General features: G+C 67.1%; 10 protein-coding genes and 1 pseudogene. 6 read left to right on the forward strand and 5 right to left on the reverse strand.

Annotated features, from left to right (window positions below):
- Positions 1 to 15 precede the first annotated feature (15 nt).
- Positions 16 to 165, forward strand: coding sequence for a hypothetical protein (locus HLB15_RS11720; protein WP_311979575.1), 150 nt, complete (start codon positions 16 to 18; stop codon positions 163 to 165).
- Between the two features lie 28 nt (positions 166 to 193).
- Here HLB15_RS11720 and HLB15_RS11725 read toward each other — a convergent pair whose 3' ends face one another.
- From HLB15_RS11725 to HLB15_RS11745, 4 genes and pseudogenes are all read right to left on the reverse strand, one after another.
- Positions 194 to 601 (reverse strand): DUF7878 domain-containing protein, encoded by a 408-nt coding sequence (locus tag HLB15_RS11725; RefSeq protein WP_171105823.1) that lies wholly within the window; start codon positions 599 to 601, stop codon positions 194 to 196.
- A 50-nt stretch (positions 602 to 651) separates the two neighbouring features.
- Positions 652 to 1,748: pseudogene (locus tag HLB15_RS11730) on the reverse strand (IS3 family transposase); the annotation flags it as partial.
- Between the two features lie 122 nt (positions 1,749 to 1,870).
- A complete protein-coding gene (locus HLB15_RS11740; protein ID WP_171105835.1) occupies positions 1,871 to 2,332 on the reverse strand; it encodes a hypothetical protein in 462 nt (153 codons plus the stop codon).
- Positions 2,332 to 4,365 (reverse strand): RHS repeat-associated core domain-containing protein, encoded by a 2,034-nt coding sequence (locus tag HLB15_RS11745; protein ID WP_171105837.1) that lies wholly within the window; start codon positions 4,363 to 4,365, stop codon positions 2,332 to 2,334. The genes HLB15_RS11740 and HLB15_RS11745 overlap by 1 nt, the downstream gene beginning before the upstream one ends.
- Before the next feature lie 239 nt (positions 4,366 to 4,604).
- Here HLB15_RS11745 and HLB15_RS11750 point away from each other — a divergent pair, with 239 nt between their 5' ends.
- The 3 genes from HLB15_RS11750 to HLB15_RS11760 all read left to right on the forward strand — a co-directional run bounded on the left by HLB15_RS11750 (position 4,605) and on the right by HLB15_RS11760 (position 17,127).
- A complete protein-coding gene (locus HLB15_RS11750; protein WP_171105839.1) occupies positions 4,605 to 7,718 on the forward strand; it encodes a LamG domain-containing protein in 3,114 nt (1,037 codons plus the stop codon).
- Between the two features lie 152 nt (positions 7,719 to 7,870).
- Positions 7,871 to 16,777: a polymorphic toxin-type HINT domain-containing protein gene (locus tag HLB15_RS11755; RefSeq protein ID WP_171105841.1), complete on the forward strand. Its 8,907-nt coding sequence runs from the start codon at positions 7,871 to 7,873 to the stop codon at positions 16,775 to 16,777.
- Positions 16,774 to 17,127 carry a DUF7674 family protein gene (locus HLB15_RS11760; RefSeq protein ID WP_171105843.1) on the forward strand — a complete coding sequence of 118 codons (354 nt, stop codon included), beginning with the start codon at positions 16,774 to 16,776 and terminating at the stop codon, positions 17,125 to 17,127. The genes HLB15_RS11755 and HLB15_RS11760 overlap by 4 nt, the downstream gene beginning before the upstream one ends.
- 33 nt (positions 17,128 to 17,160) lie before the next feature.
- Here the strand turns inward: HLB15_RS11760 and HLB15_RS11765 are convergent, their stop codons facing one another.
- Positions 17,161 to 17,841 carry a transposase family protein gene (locus HLB15_RS11765; RefSeq protein ID WP_229785684.1) on the reverse strand — a complete coding sequence of 227 codons (681 nt, stop codon included), beginning with the start codon at positions 17,839 to 17,841 and terminating at the stop codon, positions 17,161 to 17,163.
- A 310-nt stretch (positions 17,842 to 18,151) separates the two neighbouring features.
- Here HLB15_RS11765 and HLB15_RS11770 point away from each other — a divergent pair, with 310 nt between their 5' ends.
- Positions 18,152 to 19,123, forward strand: coding sequence for a polymorphic toxin-type HINT domain-containing protein (locus HLB15_RS11770; RefSeq protein WP_229785685.1), 972 nt, complete (start codon positions 18,152 to 18,154; stop codon positions 19,121 to 19,123).
- Positions 19,123 to 19,524, forward strand: a complete 402-nt coding sequence (locus tag HLB15_RS11775) for a hypothetical protein (protein ID WP_171105847.1) — start codon at positions 19,123 to 19,125, stop codon at positions 19,522 to 19,524. Before HLB15_RS11770 ends, HLB15_RS11775 begins: the two co-directional genes overlap by 1 nt.
- The last annotated feature ends 98 nt before the right edge of the window (positions 19,525 to 19,622 follow it).

A 19,622-nucleotide genomic window follows, 5' to 3' on the forward strand; every position in this document is an offset into this window, starting at 1 on the left:
GCGTTCAACCGCGCGATCGCGAGCTTCCGCGCCCCGGTCGAACGAGCGATTGGGCTGCTCAAGCAGTGGAAGATCCTCGCCACCGGCTACCGCGGCCGCCTGACCGAACTCCCAACCATCATCCACGTGATCGTCAACCTGGAGTTCTACCGACTGGCCAGCTGAATAACGCTCTAAGTTCACGGCGAAATTTTCAACCCCTGAGGACCATCGCCGCATCGTGACCGCGTTCAATCAAGTCCCGCTCGACTTGATCAATGAATCCTCTAACACACCCTTCCACTTCCGACCAGCTCAAACAAGAACTCGCCAAAGCGGGAGTAAAAACTGATGAAAATTTCCAGCCCAAGTCCGCGCGCGATATCATGACCACGCCGAGTTCCTCGAATGCCATCGAGTCGAAAATAAAAAAACCTCTTGCCCCGTCTCGCAACCATAGAGAAAGACTCCTCGCCAACTCAGCGATTGGAAAGTGCGGCTCTTCGTAGACTGTACGCAAGCCGTCCACGATTCGAAATTCCGCCTCGACCGCAATCAGGTGGTCTGCGAGTGTCGACCCCTGGAGATCGGCATCGTCAAAATTCGCGTATGTCAGCATCATACTTGGTCACTTTTCGTTGAATGGGAAGTTACTTATGGCCTTGCGACACTCCCTGGCCCCGTCCATCGGCGTTCGCCCTGGAGGGTCTCGCGTTTGAGCGCCACATTGAAGCTCTCGGCCAGGGCGTTGTCGGCGCTCGTGCCGACCGCGCCGCGCGACAAGGTCAGACCGTGCCGGCGCGCAGCAGCGGCGAAGCCGTCCGAGCAGTACTGACGGCCGTTGTCCGAGTGGAAAATCGCCCCAGCCAGGCTGCCGCGTTCACGCGCGGCCGCGTCCAGGGCGTCGATGACCAGCGTGTCGCGCATGTGGTCGGCGACCTGCCAACCGACCAGGCGCCGGTTGAAGCAGTCGATCACCGTGGCCAGGTAGAGGAACTGCCCGTCCCCGATCGGCAGGTAGGTGATGTCGCCCACGTACTTCCGGTTCCGCGCGTCGGCCGTGAAGTCGCGTTCCAGCAGGTCATGGACCTTCGAGGCCTGCTTCGCCGGGATGGTGGTGCGGACCTTCTTGCGCAGGTGGACCCCTACGACGCCGTGCTCGTGCATCACCCGCGCGACCCGCTTGGCGTTGACGACGACTCCCGCGTCGCGCAGTTCGGCCGTCATCCGCGGGGACCCGTAGGTCCCGTCGAACTCGGCCGTGATCGCCGCCGCGCGGGTGGCCAGCTCGGCGTCCGCCGCGACACGTTCGGCCCGCCGGTCGGCCCCGGCCAGCCACTTGTAGTACGAGGACCTGCCGATCTGCAGGACCTGACACAGCCGCTTCACCCCGAAGGTGGACGCGAACTCAGCGACGAACTGGAAACGGCTGCTCACCAGGTCGTCTCGCCCGCGAAATACTTCGCTGCCTTGCGCAGGATCTCCCGCTCGGTCTCCAGCAGCGACTTGTCCGCCCGCAACCGCTTGTTCTCGACCCGTAGCCGCTCCAGCTCCTCGGCCGGCGTCTCGGGAACCCCCGCCCCGCCGCCGTCGGCCCGGCCGGCTGCCGTCGGCACCGTCGTCACCCCCGCGGCACGCAACCACGCAGACAGGGTTCCCTCATGAACTCCCAGGTCAGCAGCGATCTTCTTGATCGTCGCCCCCGGCGTGGAGGAGTACAGCTCGACGGCGTCGGCCTTGAACTCCTCCGGGTAGAACTTCCGCACCATGACGGCAGACTCGCTTCCTCCGGACCAAATCGGGTCCAGTCTCTCGCGTGTCCACGACTCAGGGGGAAGCCCCGTGTCAACCGAACCCGGGCAGACCCCCTCGTCACAGTACCCAGCGCACGTCATGTCCGGGCACCGAGTTCGCTGACGACCTCAAGAACCTCCAGCGGCCGCGCATCCATGCCTGCCGACTCGAGATGGATCAGCACGGTGACGTCCTTGAGACTTCCGATCGCCACGGCGAGCGCATCCAGAGAACTGCCAAGGGCCCAGGCCACCCACTGCCGGTAGTCCATCCCCTGCGTCACTGGGGCGCCCCGTTTATCGACCTCAAGCGGAGGAATCACCACAATGAGTTCGGGCGCACCATCGCTGCGATCGTTGCTGAGCACCTGGGCAACGTGGCGCGTGCGGTCAGCGCCGTAGCGCTCACACGCGAGGGGAAAGTTCACTAATTCCGCATCGCATCCGGAACCTACCGCAGTTATGCCCCCGGTCCGAATCTCATATGGGTACTCGGGTCCGACGGAAGCACGCACTTCCTCGAACAGATCGGCGGCGCCGATCGCTACCACGAAGTTCATCAGCAGACCCCCGCTCCAGGAATACCGCCGGGCATGATCGATGGCCTGCCGAGGATCTTGAGCTCGTCGTTGTTCAGCGCGACGCCGCCAGCCTTGACATCGGTGGTGTAGGCCATCCGTACCTCCTCCGGAAGGTCATCTGCGCTGACCGTCGTCCGGAGCATCGTGTACGCACCCTCTTGCGGATAACGCGCGTATGCCTGCCGCGCGTAGTCAGCCGCGCCCTCTTCGGTGAACGAGAAGTACTTTATCCCCTGGGGACTGTTCCACGTCCGTGTGTTCTGAACGTCGGCCAGCTCGGCATGGGTCACGGCCCGCCACAAGTAGATGTCGCCCGGGCCTGGACGACCGCTGTTGTGCACCAAGATCTCGCGGCGTCCCACATGGTATGTATGGGCGCCAGCGACCGTGAGATTGTAGGCATCGCCACGCTCGTGCTTCCCGATGTCCACGGATCGCGTCACCCGAAGTCCGCGGCCATCGGCGCCGAGCACAACCTCGCCCCGCTCGAGACTCTGCGTCCCCTCCCACGCTTGGTCAGTTACCGACCAGAACGGGTGGTCCTCGGTCGTGACGATCAGCTCGCCATCGACCTCGAACTCGAGCAGGTCGTCCTCGTGGACCCACACATGGGTGACGGGCATCGCGGCCTGCTCGCCGCTCTGTGGGTCGGTCGCGATGACCTCGTCGCTGACCTTCACATCCTTGATCGGCTTGTGCGTGCCGTCCGCCATCAACACAAGCGTCGCGCCCGCGAACGAGCACAACCCTCTGCCCGCGTTTGCGGCATTCGCGGCAGCCTGGGCGTCCTTCTTTCTGGTCGCTGTGACGATTGTGTCGACGACCTCCGACACAGGCTTCTTGAGGAGCTTTGCTCCCTTGCCGCCGAGCGGGATGAAGCCTACGGCGAACCAGAGACAACCGAAGCCGTCACCGTTGAGGCACTTGACTGCATCCTCAATGAAAAGGTAGTACCCGAAGTCCGCGTACGCCTGCAGATTCTTCTGACTGAAGAGGTTCGCGTTGTCCTTGTACTCCTGCTCGAGATGGAGCTGACGCGCACGCTCCTTCGGCGACATTCCGCCGTAGAAGTCGGCGGTGCGTGCGGCCTTGACCGCGACACCAAGCTGATACCCGTCATGCTTGAAGAACCAGTCCTCGCCGCCCATCGCGGTGCCGTCGCAGGAGGCATAGCGACAGCTGGGCCCACCGGTCAGTCCCGACGAGCTCGATGCTGCCGCGACCGTCCCGCTGCTCTTGACCAGGTTGGAGACGGGCAACGCCTCCCACCACAACCCTGTCGGGTCGGAGTAGGTGACCGGGTTGTTGTTCGAGTAGGCGTAGGCGTTCCACTGCTGCGGGTCGGTCAGGTCCATGACCGGGTCCACGGTCAGGAACCGCCCGATGGTTTCGTCGTACCAGCGCGCTCCGACCAGGGTCAGGCCGGTGGCTTCGTCGCGGACCTTGCCGAGGAACTCGTGGTCGCCGGGCGCGGAGACCCCGCCGCGCTGTGCGCCGAACGGCAGTGTGTAGTGCTTGGCGACGCTGGTGGTGGTCCAGTTGGTGTTGTGCACCGAGGCCAGCGGTGTGCCGTGCGGGTCGTTGATCAGTGACGTCACACCACCGAGGCCGTTGGCGGTACGCATCGCGACCGTCTGCCCGGCAAAGCTGTAGTACCGGGCAGCGGTGACGCTGCCGTCGGGTGTCTTGGTGATCTCCTGACCACCGAGGTACACCGTGATCGACCCGTCCGGTGCCGTGCGCACGATGCGGTCCCCGTCAGCGGTGTACAGGTTCCGGCCGGTCGCCGTGGTCGTCGTCCCGGTCCCCCGGTCCGGGGCGGTGCCGCCGGACTGGTCACCGTCACTGTCGTCGTCCCCGGAACCCGGCTCCGGCTCCGGGTAGACCGTGGTCGCGATGCTGGTCGCGGCCAGCTCGGTCTCGTGGTCCCAGTCCAACGACAGGACCGTGGTCAGGAAGTCACTGTCCTGCGAACGAGTCAGCGTACGACCGGCGCCGTCGTAGGCGAACATCGCCGCCGGGCCGGCCCGGCGTGCGGCTGGTCTCGCTCGGGCGACTGCCCGGCTCTTGGCTGAATGGCTGCGACCTCCCCAAAGATCACCCCGTGTTTCGTGAAGAACCGGTGATATTTACCCATACCCTCCTGCCTGTGCATATTCCGGACCTGGGTGGTGTCCGCCGCACGGCGGCGACGGTGTGGGGGCGCGCGGCTCGGGGGATCCGGACGCGTGCGGGGCGTGCGGTCGCGGCCGTGACCGCCCTGGTGGTCCTGGCGACGGGCGCGTCGGCGCTCATCACTACCGGAGCTGCGGACGGTGTGCTGGCCGCCATGGGCGACGAGCAGCCGGTCCTCGACTGCCCGCTCGAGGAGCCGACGATGTCCGAGGCGCTGGCGACGGCGGCACGGTGCGGTCATGAGGTCGAAGCCCTCGACGAGAAGACGCCGTGGCAGTCCTACTTCGGCCAGCCGTCGGGGCAGGTCCGGCTCGAGGTAGGGAGCAGCGCGGACGCCTCCGACGCCGACGGGGACGGTGTGTTCGAGCCGATCGAGACCGATGTCGCCGAGGACGAGACCGGCCGGCTGAGCCCCGTCGCACCCGCCGTGGCGATGAGCTTCTCGGCAGGTGGCGACGACGCCGGCTCCGAACCCGACGTCCTCGCAAGGATGACGTCGGCCGATGGTCAGGTGGTCGATGTCGAAGTGCCGTTCGAGCTGACCGACGCCGTCGTCGAGGGCGACCGGGTCGTCTACCCCGACGTGATGTCGACCGACGGTCGGCCGTCGGGAATCGACCTGGTGGTCGCCGTCAACTCGGACGGGTCGGGCTTCAGCCAGGTGCTGCGCCTCGCGGACGAGGAGGCGGCGCACAACCCGCAGGTGGCGTCGCTCGACCTCGACCTCGGTCTGGACGTGCGCGCCGAGGATGCGTCGGGCGCGGGCCTCGGGATCGCGCGCGAGCACGGTGCGTTCACGGTCACCGACCCGCACGCCGAGCCGGAAGCGGAGAGCGCCGAGCCCGAAGTGTTTCGGTCGTCCCGCCCCCTCGTCTGGACGTCCGCGGCTCCCGCGGAACCGCCGGGTACCGCCGACCGCCGGACGGCGGACGCAGCATCACCAGGAACCGGCGAGGGCGACCCGCTGGTGGGACCGCTGACGCCGGAGGCCGTCGTCGAGGTTCCCGTGGGCGACGGGGCGGACGAGCCGGGAGCGCTCGGTACGGCCATCGAGGCCGCGGCTGAGGACGCCTCGACCGACTTCCCGATGTTCGCTGCGCTGGCCGTCTCGGGAACACTGTCCGAGGTCACCGCGGTCCGTAGCGCCTGGCCGAACAGCGCGTCGTCGTACCAGTTCAACGGTGATGCGGGCGTGGGCCGCTGCTCCGCTCCGGACCCGTACGCGGGCTCGCAGTGCGGCCTGACGAGCACCCACCGCATCCTCTACGAGTTCGGCGGTCTCAGCGGGGTCGGGAAGCTCGCGTCGGCGGACGTGACGAAGGCAGTCTTCAATATCAACGGCACCTTCTCCTACAACTGTGACAAGACCGGCGTGTGGGTGTACCAGACCGGGTCGAACGCTGTCAGCAGCTCGACGACGTGGAACAACCGCGGCTCCTGGTCGACGCGCCTTGCCGGACAGCTCGTGACGCACCGGTCGGGGTGTTCCGGCATGGTGCGTTCGGTCGGCTTCGACGTCACGGCCGGCGCGAAGAAGGTCGCGTCGTCGAACTGGTCGTCGCTCACGCTGGGCGTCCGGTCGGCGAACGAGTCGACCATGGTCGGCTGGAAGCGCTACATCGGGCGCAACGACGGCAACGGCAGCACCAGCGCCCGCGCCACGCTGTCCGTGACGTACAACCGCGCACCTGGCGTGCCGACCAGCCTCACGACCTGGCTCAACAAGGAGGACTACTCCTGCAAGACCGGCACCGACCGGCCCGTGCTGCGCACCGACATGCCGAAGCTCTCGGTCCTCATCCGTGACCCCGACGGGAACGCGACGAAGGCGAGGTTCCAGGTCTGGCGGGTCGACAACGGCACCCAGGTCTGGGGTGCGTACATGTCGTCGTTCCTGCCGTCCGGGCGCACGCACAAGATCCAGGTGCCCGACAAGAAGCTGTCCTCCAACGTCGTCTACAAGTGGCGCGCCCTGGCGAAGGACTCCTCCGGGCGCGAGGGCTCGTGGTCGAAGTGGTGCGAGTTCACCGTGGACATCACCAAACCGGCCAAGCCCAACATCTACGCCGTGACGAGCGGCGAGGGCGTCGAGGCCGTCTACCTGAACGACAACGTCGAGGCCGGCGGGATCGGGCTGACGGGCAAGTTCCGGTTCGGCTGGGCCGGTTCCAAGGACGTCGTCAAGTTCCGGTACGGGTTCACCGACCCTGCGACGCCGAAGTCGGTGACGACGTCGTCGACGGGCACGGCCGTGGTGTCGTTCACCCCGACCAAGCCCGGACCCGCGACGGTCTACGTCCGCTCCGTCGACCGGGCCGGCAACATCTCCGACCCCGCGACCTTCTTCATCGACGTGGCGGCGCCTCTCGCCACGCAGGTGTGGCGGATGGACGAGGGAACCGGAACGGCCGCGGAGGACGCCGTCCAGGGCGTGGGTTCGCAACCACTCACCTTCTCGGGCTCGAGCGGTGGGCTCGCACGGTGGGGCGACGGCCCCCACGAGCTCTTCGGCTCGCGTCCGGGCGACCGCGCAGTCGTGTTCGACGGTGTCGACGACCGGGCCGCGACGAGCACCGGCGTCATCAACACGAGCAAGTCGTTCGTCGTCAGCGCACACGTATGGCTCGATCCCGCCACCAACCTCGGTGGACAGCACGTCGCCCTGTCGCAGAACGGTTCGCGGGTGAGCCCGTTCACGCTCGGCTACCGGTCGTCATGTACCTCGGTGGGGGGCGACCCCTGCTGGGCGTTCATGATGTACCAGAGCGACGTCGACGCTCCGAGCGCAGTGCAGGCGCAGTCGTCCTTCAAGGCGGTCCCGGGGCAGTGGGTGCACCTGACGGGGGCGTTCGACGACAAGACCAAGAAGGTCACGCTCTGGGCGTGCGAGATCGGGGCTCCCGACGACCCGAAGCCGGGTGAGCCGATGAAGTCGGTCTCCTCGACGACCCTCACCAGTCCCTGGGTGTCCAACCGTTCGTTCGTCGCGGGCCGCCGCTGGTACGCGGCCGGGATGGACAACTTCTGGCAGGGGCGGATCGACAACGTCCGCGTCTTCGACGGACAGCTGGTTGCCGAGAACAAGGTTCGCCGGCTGTGCCAGGGCGCCGACGACAGCGACTTCGTCGGTGGAGCCGCGGCCCTGGACCCGACCGTGAAGGACAAGTCGGTCGAGGAGACGGGCAAGTGAGGGCACGAACGACCAGGGACGCACGGCGCCTGGCACGGCAGATCGGAACAGTGGTGGTCGGGATGGGCGCGCGTGCTGGTGCTGCGGCAGCAAGGCTGGGCAGGAAGATTCGACGTACCTCGCCCGAGCGCGTGGTGATACGCCGTCTCGGCATGAGCCTCACCGCCGGCGGGCTGGTGCTGGTCCTCCTCGCCCAGCCCGGCCTTGCGGCCGGGCCTGCGACGAGCGTCGACTGCTCGTCCAGGGCGACCGATCAGGCGCAGGCGCTCGAGCTCGCCGAGGTGTGTGGCCGGGACGTCGAGATCACCTCGGCACGTTCGCCCTGGGCGACCTTCACGGCGACCGACGACGGCACGGTGACCCAGGAGGTCACCGCGACCGCGACGCGGACGGCGGTGAGCGGCACCTGGGGACCCGTCTCGAACAGGGTCATCGACCCGGTGCCGGGAGACGGCACGCTCTCTGTCGCGGCACCCGTCTATCCGATCACGCTCTCGGACGGGGCCGCAGGCGTGCCGCTGGCGACGATCACCCGTGACGGGCACACGCTGACCTACGACACCCCGTTCGACCTGACCGAGCCCGTCGTCGAGGGCGACTCGGTGACCTATCCGGCGGTGGCGGGCGAGGGCGCCGACCTCGTCGTCACCGTCAACGCCGACGGCACGGGCATCTCGACCGCGCTTCGCCTCGCCGACCGGGGAGCCGCCAAACGGGCGGACAAGACGGTAGGACTGGACCAGCTCACGTTCCCCGTCACGCTGTCCGCCGGCCTGACCGCGATGCAGAACCCCGCAGGAGGGTTCGACGTCGTCGACCCGTTCGGGCAGCCGATGTTCCGCGCCCCCCAGCCGAAGATGTGGGACTCCTCGGCGGCCGGCGACGCCGCGACGGATTCGGCCAGGGCCGGTCTGTTCAGCACGGACGGGACGCCGTCGGGCACCGGCAGCTCCGGGCTCGCGCGCGCGTCGCGGTGGGAGCAGGTCAGCGACGAGGACGCCGCCGACCCGGACGCTCGGGCGACGGCTCCCCTCCTCGGCGACCAGCAGCTGCCGATGCCGGTCGACATCGTCCCCGCCAGGGCACGGCACACGACAGAGGCCACGACGGGCGCGAGAGCGGGTGCCGGCACACCGGGCAGCTCCGCACCGGGCGTGGACCTGACGGGGGGCTCGCTGTCCGTCGGCGGCGACCCGCTCGGCACCTCGGCGGGCTTCGGCGCCGCGGGTGCGACCGAGCCGACGACGGTCGGCGTCCGGATCCGCCCCGACCGCGACTTCCTGCTCTCCGACCCTGACACCGTCTTCCCCGCGCTGATCGACCCGACGGTGACGTCCGCGGGCAACGAGTGGCTCATGGTCCACGAGGGCACCCCCGACGAGACCAGCGGCTACATGTTCGAGGGCAACCAGGGCCTCGGCCTGTGCGACGTCGCCGTGGCCGCCGCCTGCCGGGAGACGATCAAGTTCCGCCTGGGCTGGCAGTTCAGCGGTCTGGACCACCTGGGCCTCCTCGAGCCCGACGCCATCACGTCGGCCACGTTCAGCGTCTACGGCGACCACAGCTGGGACTGCACCGCGCGGACGGTGCGCCTGTTCAGCACCCGGCCGATCGACGCAGCCTCCACCTGGCAGACCTGGGGGATCGCCCCGTTCGGTACCGAGCTGTCGCGCGTCACGGTGGCCCACAAGGAGGCGTGCGACAACGCCGGGTGGGTCGACCTCGACGCCACGGCCGGGGTGAAGAACCTGGCAGCGACGGATACCGGAACGCTCAGCCTGGGCCTCGCAGCGCTCAACGAGTCCGACATGACGCAGGGCTGGAAGCGGTACCGGCACGACGCCAAGCTGACCGTCGAGTACGAGCCTCCGGCGGTCTCCGCCGACGCCGAGGGCTCCGACCTCACGGCCCGCGCGGACAACCTCGACCCGGCCAGGCAGGCGACGGACGAGGCAGCTCCTGAGGCGGTCGACCCCACGCCGCTCCCGGTCGCCGCACCGTCGGAGCCCGCCACCGATCCGGACCTCGTCCCCGTCCAGGAGACGCCGGATGCGGCCGAGGCCACTCTGCCCGTGCCCGAGACGCTCACTGCAGTCCCGGAGGAGGCTGTCGGCGGCCTCGACCTCAAGATCGGCGCGCCGGCGGCCGTCGCGGGAACGTCCGGTGCGGCCTCGGAGGTGCACGTCGAGGTCGCCGACCAGGCGGAGGCGGTCGACGCGGAGATCTCCGGGGTGCTGCTCGACGTGACAGACACGTCCGCCGAAGCCCCGCCGGAGGACGGCGTGCGGCAGGTCGAGATCCAGGTCGACTACGACGAGTTCGCCGATCTCGCGGGTGCCGACTGGTCCGGTCGACTCGGGATCGTACGCATCCCGGAGTGTCACGCCACCACTCCCGACCTGGAGGAGTGCTCGCCCACGCCGGTGGCATCGACGAACGACGTGGAGGCCCGGACCGTCACGGCGACGCTGGATCTCGAGGCGTCCGGGACGGCCGCGGAGCAGTCCGAGGGCGCTGCGTCCGACGCCCGCGCGAGCGCGCTCGCGGCAGGTGGTGGCGCGACCTTCGCGGTGACGTCCGGCACCAGCTCCGCGGCCGGGGACTGGGGCGCGACGCCGCTGTCGTCGGCGTCGTCGTGGTCGGTCAGCGGCAGTACGGGTTCGCTGGGCTGGTCGTACCCGGTCCAGGTCCCGGCTCCGGCTGCAGGCCCCGCGCCGGAGCTGGCGATCGGCTACTCGAGCGCGGCCCTCGACGGGCGGGTGTCCAGTACCAACAACCAGTCCACGTGGGTCGGGGACGGGTGGGACATGACCAGCGGCTTCGTGGAGCGTCGGTACGTCCCGTGCGCGGAGGACCGCGACGAGGCGGGTGGACAGGCCCCGAACAACGCGTCCCGCAAGACAGGTGACCTGTGCTGGGACAGCGACAACGCGTTCCTCGTCTTCAACGGGACGTCCGCGGCGCTCGTGCGCGACGACGACCCTGGCACGTCGGGTGCGGTCGAGTGGCGCCCGGAGTCGGACGACGGGACGCTCGTGCAGCAGTACGGCCGCCCGACGGGTGCGGCGGCCAAGACCGACGCAGGCTGGGCCGAGGAGTACTGGAAGGTCACCACGACCGACGGCACCGCCTACTTCTTCGGCAAGGACGAGCGTTTCTCCGGTGACACGCTGGAGCAGAACTCGCGCTGGACGGTCCCGGTGTACTCCAACCACCCGGGCGAGCCCGGCTACCAGAGCGCCTTCGCCGACTCCGGACGCCAGATGGGCTGGAGGTTCAACCTGGACCACGTTCGTGACACATCTGGCAACACGATGACCTACCGGTACGCGAGCGAGACCAACCGGTACGGCGCGAACAACAACACGGGCGCCACCCGTACCTACACCCGCGGCGGGACCCTGGACTGGATCAGCTACGGCACACGGGCCGGGTCCGAGCCGGAGACGGCGAACGGGTCGGGTGCACCGAACCTCGTCGACTTCGTCGTCGCCGAGCGCTGTCTCGCTGCAGCGTCCGACTGCGAGACGGCGGACCGCAAGACGACCGCCGGCGCCGTGCGCTGGCACGACACGCCCGTGGACCTGGAGTGCTCGTCGAGCACCAGCTGCCCGGACGTCCGGAGCCCCGCGTTCTTCTCGACGAAGCGCCTCACGTCCGTGGTGACCAAGGTCGCCGTCGACGGCACGCTGACCGCCAAGGACACGGTGACACTGACCCAGAAGTGGCGCGACCCCGGAGACGGCACGGGCCGGATCCTCTGGCTCGACGCGATCCGGCGCACGGCGCACGGTCCCGGTACCTCGACGTCGGACGACGTCGTCTTCGACCCGATCAGGTTCTACGGCGAACGGCAGCTGCCGGGCCGCGTCGCCGACACGGTCGCCGACGGCCTGCCTGCCATGAACCGCATCCGCGTCACGGGGATCACGACCGAGACCGGTGCGACGATCGCCGTCCAGTACACGTCACCGGAGTGCACCGCAGGTACGCATCCGGCCGTCGCGCAGGGATACATCCCGATCGCGAGCCAGGCGGCGAACACGGCGCGGTGCTTCCCGGTGGTGTGGCACCCGTGGGGCATGCCCAAGCCCCGCAGCGAGTACTTCCACTCCTACCTGGTGTCCAAGGTGACCCAGTCGCCGGGCGACAACGCCGCGTTCGACGTCCCCGTGGTGACGTCTTACGCCTACGGTGGCGGCATCGAGTGGGCGCGGATCGATGACCCACTGACGCCGAAGAAGGACCGCACCTTCTCCGTCAACCGTGGGTACGAGACGGTCACCACCACGGTCGGTGAGGGCGCTGCCGCGGCGAGGACCCGCACCCGGTACCTCCAGGGCACCGGTACGGTGCTCGACCTCCCTGTCGACGCGATCACCTCGCGCTCTGTGCGGGACCACGAACGGTTCGCCGGGATGCCGGTGATCAGCACCGTGCTCAACGGACAGTCGGAGATCTCGACCATCGTCACGATCCCGGAGGCCGAACAGACGGCGAGCACGGGCAGCGCCGACACCGACGATCTGCTCGTCGCCACCCGCACCACCCGCGTGGACACCTACGACGGCTCGTACCGCGCCGACGGATCGCTCGAGCACGTGACACGCACCGACACGCGGTACGACGAGAACGGCCAGGTCACGCAGGTCGACGACTACGGTGCCTTCTCCGAGACAGCCGAGGACGACACGACGTCGGACGACCTGTGCACGCGGACGACCTACCTCGTCAACGCCGAGAAGCACCTCGTGGTGCCGCGGCAGACCGAGACGGTCAGCGTGCGCTGCTCGGCGACGCCGTCGAGGCCCGCGGACCTGGTCGGCGTGTCGCAGATCAGCTACGACGGCCTCGACCACGGCACCGCACCCACGAAGGGGCTGCCCACGAGCGTGCGGACGAACGACGGGGACGGCGCTCTGAGCGAGGCGTCCCCGGTGGTCGGCACCACGTACGACGCGCGCGGCAGGGCGACCAGCACGACCGATCCGCTGGGGCGGATCTCCCGGACCTCCTACACCGAGTCCGGCGGGGTGCTCACGCAGGTGACCACGACCAGCCCGGACCCGGACGGTGCGGGCGACGGGGACGGGGACGGCGTCGCCCTGACCGAGCACGTCTCCACCACCACGCTGGACCCGCTGCTCGGTGTGCCGACCGTGGTGGCGGACGCGAACGGTCGCCGGACCACGGCGACGTACGACGCCGCGGGTCGCCTCCTCGGGGTGACGTACCCCGACCGGGAGGGGCGGTCGGCCAACGTCACCTACGCGTACGGGACCTCGCGCTCGGGCGTGAACACGGTCACCACGAGGACCCTCGCCGCGGACGGTACCGGCTACCACACGTCCGTCGCCCTGTACGACGGCCTGCTCCGCCCCATCCAGACCCAGACGGAGTCTCTTGACGGGGACGACGAGGCGGTCAACGGCCGCATCGTCACGGACACCCAGTACGACGTCAACGGCCGGGTGGAGCTCGTGACGTCCGGCTGGCTGGCGACCGGGAAACCCAGCACGACGCTCGTGGGCGCAGCGATCGAACCCGACGCCACCACGACGTACACGTACGACGGTCTGGGGCGGGTCAGGACCGAGATCTTGTACACGGGCACTCCGTCGAACCCTGCCTACGAGCGGTGGCGCACCACGACGCACTACGACGGTGCCACGACGACCGTGATTCCCCCAGACGGTGCGACGCCGACCCAGACCGTGGTCGACGCCCGTGGTCGGACGGTGGCGCTGCGCCAGTTCCTCCGCGACCCGGTTGAGGACGCGGCAGTCCGCACGCTCGCGGAGGTCGTGGACCTGGACGAGCAGACGACTCGCTACCGCTACGACAAGGCGGGTCGGCTCGCCTCTGTGCTGGACACCGAGGACAACGCCTGGACCTACACGTACGACAAGCTGGGTCGACAGGTCGAGGCCGTCGACCCCGACGCGGGCAGGACGGTCACGACCTACGACGCCGCCGGTCAGGTGACGTCGGTGACCAACGGCGCGGGACAGAAGCTGGTCACCACGTACGACCAGCTCGGCCGGCGGACGGTGGTTCGGCAGGACTCGGCCACGGGGGTGGTGCGCGCCCGGTGGACCTACGACGTGCTCACCTCTCATGCCGGCGCCAACGCGGGGCAGGTCGTCAAGGGGCAGGTCACCAGCTCGACGCGGATCGCGACCGGGGCCGACGGCGGGGGCGACTTCGTCACGGCGGTGACCGGCTTCGACAAGGCCTATCGCCCGACCGGCACGGCCACGGTGATCCCGGACACGACCACGATGGCCGGCCTGGCCGGCACCTACGAGCAGAAGGTCACCTACACCGCGGACGGGCAGATCGCCTCCACCACCTATCCGGCGGCGGGCGGCCTGCGCAAGGAGACCGTGACCACGCACTTCGACGACGAGACCAGTGTCGCCGAGTGGATGGGCGGCGGTTTCGGGTGGGGCACCTACGTCGCGGCCAGCCGCACGGACGTCTTCGGCCGCCTGTCGTACCTCGACCTCGGCAACACCTATGGCGCGGTGGTGTCGTACCTGTACGAGTCGGGTACCAGCCGCTTGCTCCGGCTGAAGCTGGACCGGGAACGGATCGGTGGCACGGAGCTCGATCTCACCTACGCGTACGACGACGCGGGCAACGTGCTCTCCATCAAGGACCGGCCCACGGCGACAGGACGTGCGGTGGACCGGCAGTGCTACCAGTACGACGCGCTGCGGCGCCTGACCGAGGCATGGACGCCGGCGTCCGGGAACTGCGAGCTCACGAGGTCGATCCCGGCGCTGGGCGGGGCCGCGCCGTACTGGACCTCCTTCGAGTACGACGCGCTGGGCAACCGCACGAGCGAGATCTATCGCACGCGTGGCCTGGCCGGCGACGTCGACGGTGGGCAGACCACCACGCTCGACTATTCCTACGAGGGCGACCGGGATCTCAACGCCGACGGCGACACCACCGATCCGGGGGAGGCTGCGGGGCCGCACGCGGTCACGTCGATCACGACGGACGGGCCCAGCGGCAGCACGGCGGCGAGGTTCGCCTACGACGGCGCCGGCCGTACGCTGACTCGTTCGCAGGACAGTGACTTCCTGACCACGGTCCTGTCGTTGGACTGGGACCACGAGACCGAGCTGGCCGCGACCAGCATCGCGACCACGGTCTACCCGGAGCCGGAGCCGGGTTCCGGGGACGACGACAGTGACGGTGACCAGTCCGGCGGCACCGCCCCGGACCGGGGGACCGGGACGACGACCACGGCGACCGGCCGGAACCTGTACACCGCTGACGGGGACCGCATCGTGCGCACGGCACCGGACGGGTCGATCACGGTGTACCTCGGTGGTCAGGAGATCACCAAGACACCCGACGGCAGCGTCACCGCTGCCCGGTACTACAGCTTTGCCGGGCAGACGGTCGCGATGCGTACCGCCAACGGCCTCGGTGGTGTGACGTCACTGATCAACGACCCGCACGGCACACCGCTGGCCTCGGTGCACAACACCAACTGGACCACCACCAGCGTCGCCAAGCACTACACACTGCCGTTCGGCGCACAGCGCGGCGGGGTCTCCGCGCCCGGCGACCACGAGTTCCTCGGCAAGGTCCGCGACGAAGCCACCGGCCTGACCCTGGTCGGAGCCCGCTGGTACGACGAAACCATCGGCAAGTTCCTGACCGTGGATCCGCGTATGGACTTCATGGATCCGCGGACCTGGAACGGGTACGCCTACGCCAACAGCAACCCACTTACGTACTCAGACCCTACAGGGCTTAGTTGGTGGAGTTCCACGTGGAATAACGCTGTGAGTTTCACCAAGGGTTTCGTCAGTGGATATTTCGGAGCAATCAAGACTCAGTTCGACAGTGCAGTCAAGACGCTCAAGTCGATCCCGCACGTGGTGAAGTCGGCGCCCCGCGAGATTGTGAGACGTTCAGCCTCGGCTCTCAATACCGCGAGTTCCTGCGCCGGCGGCTCGAAGGCCTCGTGCGGACAAATCATCGCGACGGGCGCCATGGTCGCGGACCGGTTGCTGCGTCCCAGACAAGATGTCATCGAGCGTTTCAAGAGCAACGCCATAAGCGCGGCGTACGCCGCCGTCCACGGTGACTGGGAAGGTGCTGGCGAAGCCTCAGGAGCAAACGGATGGGAGGGCACGAAATACAGCGCTGAGGTAGCTGACCTCGTTGTCGGTACGCACGGTCTTGTTGCCGCGACCAAATCGGCGGCTCGAACGGCTACCGATGTTGTCGGGGACATTGCTGGGGCCGTGGGGCGCGCTTGTTCATTCGCAGGCTCGACACTGGTGTTGATGGCCGATGGTCTACGAAAGGCGATCCAGGACATCCAGGTCGGCGACGAAGTCATCGCGACCGATCCCGAAACTGGCGAGCAAGGAGCCCGCGAGGTCACCCATGTATGGGTGCATAAGGACGATCTGTTCGAGTTCGAAGTCGACGGCGAGCTCATCATCACGACCGAGGATCACCCCTTCTGGTCGGTATCGGACCAGGCTTGGGAGGGTACCGAGGAACTTTCGCTTGGCGAGCGGGTCCTTACGGCCCAAGGGCGCATGACCAAGGTCACCCGCGAGGTTGATCTGGAGACTAGCGTCAAGGCGGCGGCGTTCAACCTGACAGTCGCAGGTTTGCACACCTACCACGTCGGTGAGCACGGCGTCCTTGTCCACAACACCGGGGGCCCACCCTCCGTGGATAATGAACGGTTGCAGAACCTCGTGAACACGATATTCAAGGGCGTTGGAAATCCAAATCAGGTGGGCGACGGAACGACGATGGCGGCTGCCGCCCACGAAGTCGTAGGGGGCGCCCAGGTGGAAGGGAGAAATCACGTCGCAAAAGCGCAACAGATGCGAAGCGCACTAACGAACTTCTTAAACAATGACACGATTCGCGTACGCGGAGGGAGAACCCTTCCAGTTGTGCGTTCCGCGAGGGATGTCGAGGTGGCGCAGGGCCTTATCGCCGCCTTGAACGACTCGATTTCCGGAAACTATTCTGGATTGGGTGGTTATAGTGGACTTGGAGGGTGCAGATGAATTCAGCGGAACGCACTGTGGTCGATCTCGTTCGAGAGATCCCATACTTCGAGGATGTTCTCCTCGCGCACTCGTTTGCACCAGACGTGGTTCTGCCCCATGTCTTCTTTTCTCTGGTGCTCGAAGAGGTAATGGCTGATTTCAATAGTTCGGCAAACTCATTCGATCGAGCCGCCTTGTTCGCCTTCCTGGAGCGATGCTTGGCAGGTCGCCAGGAAGAAGTTGTCGAGGTGGTCACAACCTCGTTTATAGATGATCTTCCATGGCCCGGTCAGGAAGGTGAAGAGATTGTTGATGAATTGCCGCCGCTTCTTGCGGAGGAGTATCGTCGCTCGCACTCGACCGGGTGACAATTCGACTCATTTTGTGGCTAAGAGCGTTATTCACGTGGTCTGGCGGTAGAACTCCAGGTTGGTGACCATGTGGATCACGCTTGGTAGTTCGGTCAGGCGGCCGCGGTAGCCGGTGGACAGGATCTTCCACTGCTTGAGGTGGGCGACGGTCCGCTCGACCGGTGCGCGCATCGAGGCGATCTTGCGGTTCCACTCCTTGTCGGCCGCGGTGCGGGGCACGTCCTTCTTCTTCGGGCGGGGCGTCAGCTTCGTGTGTTTGACGTAGGCGGTGTCGGCGAACACGGCCAGCAGCTCGTTGCCGGCTCGGGCGGCGGTGATCTGGGCCGCCCAGCCCACCTCTTCCAGCGCGCGGGAGTCGTGCCGCGACCCACGCACCGGCACCGAGACGGCGACCAGGGCGCCGTTCAGGCGTGCGGCGACCTGGATGTTCAGCGCCTGCTTGCGGTGCTTGCCGTTGAAGTTCGTCGTCCCTGTGCCGGCCCGGTTGCCGGTGGGGATCGGGGTGCCGTCGATCAGCACCACGCCAGCCTGCAGGGCCTGGGCCAGGTGCTGGCGGTCCATCGCGGTGACCTGCCCGATCAGGGCGAGCAGGTACCGCCAGATCCGCGAGACCGTGGGCTGGGACAGCCCGTACAGGTCGGCCGCCACCTGTTGGGACAGGTTGTGCCGGGCGATGAGCAGCACCATCGAGATCGCCCTCCCGAACGGCATTCGGAAGCTGTGCCGCTGCCCGGGCGGTCGACAGGTGTGCACCTGCCACGCGCGGGCGATCAGCTCGGTCGTCTGGGCAGGCGTCAGCCCGCAAGTAGAGTGATAGCGCACAGGTCCTTCGCTCGGCTTGAACTGGTCTCGACAACCTGATCAAACCGGACGCAAGGACCTGTGCGCTACCTGCTCTTCCTTACCCCTGACCAGCGACGATGCAGGTCAGGCCGTGACCAGGTCACGAGACGCTACACCGCCATGAATAACGCTCTATGGTGGCGTCCTCCTCCACGACAGTGTCGGTGCCTACGGTGCAGTGAAGGATGCATTTACTCAGAAGAGCGAGTTCGAGAAGAAGGTTACGGCCGGGGACACCAACGCTCTGCTCGCAGACGGCATCACAGCGGCCGCGGTGGCTGCTACGACCAAGAGCCTGCTTCCGAAAGCCGCACCGCTCCATGGCGCGGCAAATAAGGCGCCTGCATGTAACAGCTTCGTTCCTGGGACCCTCGTGCTCCTCGCGAGTGGGGAATCGAAACCGATCGAGGACGTCGAGATCGGCGACAAGGTCCTTGCCGCAGACGAGGAAACCGGCGAGCCGACCGAAGGGCGTGCGGTTACCGCGCTGATCCGCGGCGAGGGTGACAAGACGCTCGTCACGCTCACTCTGACCGACGGCGACGGCGACACCCAGCAGATCGTCGCTACCGATGGGCATCCGTTCTGGGTGCCCGAGCCTGGCGAGTGGGTCGACGCGATCGATCTGACCGCCGGGGACTGGCTGCAGACCTCGGCCGGCACCTGGGTACAGATCACCGCCGTCGACGTCCACCAACGCCAGGCAGTCGTCCACAACCTGACGGTCGCAGTCGACCACACGTACTATGTGCTGGCGGGGGCCACGCCAGTCCTGGTTCATAACTGCAATAATGCGGCGACTCATGACGTCGAGAACGTTGTCGATAATCTCGATGACAATGTCTACTTCCATTATACGAGCAAGGGAGGGCACAATGGGATTTTGGCCGATGATGGCAGTCTCAGGATTAGTGCCAACTCCGCCGGAAAGGTCCATGTGACTCAGGAGATTGGAAGCCCGGCAGAGATCGAGCAGAACATCTTCATTGGTAACCCGATGTATGCAGGAAAGGCTGACTACATGTTCGCCTTCCGAATGCCTGAAGGTGTCGAGCTTGGGCCGGGGTCTCAGCCAAATGAGCTGATTACGAGAGGCTCGTTGAAGATCCCGGCGGGGAACGTTCTCTTCCATGGAAGGAACCCCTTCTGATGTCAGAACTGGTCGAGTTCGACAACTTTGCCCAGGTGGAGATGCTGCTCCGTGCCGGTATGGAGCTCAAGTTCGAGCTCTCTGATGACGCGGACGTGCTCAATGGGAGCCCGGTCTATGCGTCGGCACTGAATCACCTTCGCGAAGGTCTGATCTCTGGATTGCGTTCGAGCTCAACGCCAGGGCGAGCACAGAAACAGGCTGACTGGTATCGACTCTCGCAGCACCAGCATCGCTGGCGGATCATTGCACAAAGAGCTGCTCTGCATCCGCGGTGGCGATACCTAACCGCGGTCGAAATGCGGCACTGGGTCGAAACACTCGCAGCCCCACTCACAGTGGATGATGGGACGCTGGAAGCCATCAAGGCGGCAGTCGAAAAGATGCTTGATGGTGACTGACGAATATTTTCGCCGATAGCCAAGTAGAGGCCCCACCGGATCTATTTCCGGTGGGGCCTCTGGAGCGTCTGACGGCAGTAGTTGACGGCAACGTCAGT

It is taken from the genome of Promicromonospora citrea (assembly GCF_013004695.1).
Taxonomy (GTDB): Bacteria; Actinomycetota; Actinomycetes; order Actinomycetales; family Cellulomonadaceae; genus Promicromonospora; species Promicromonospora citrea.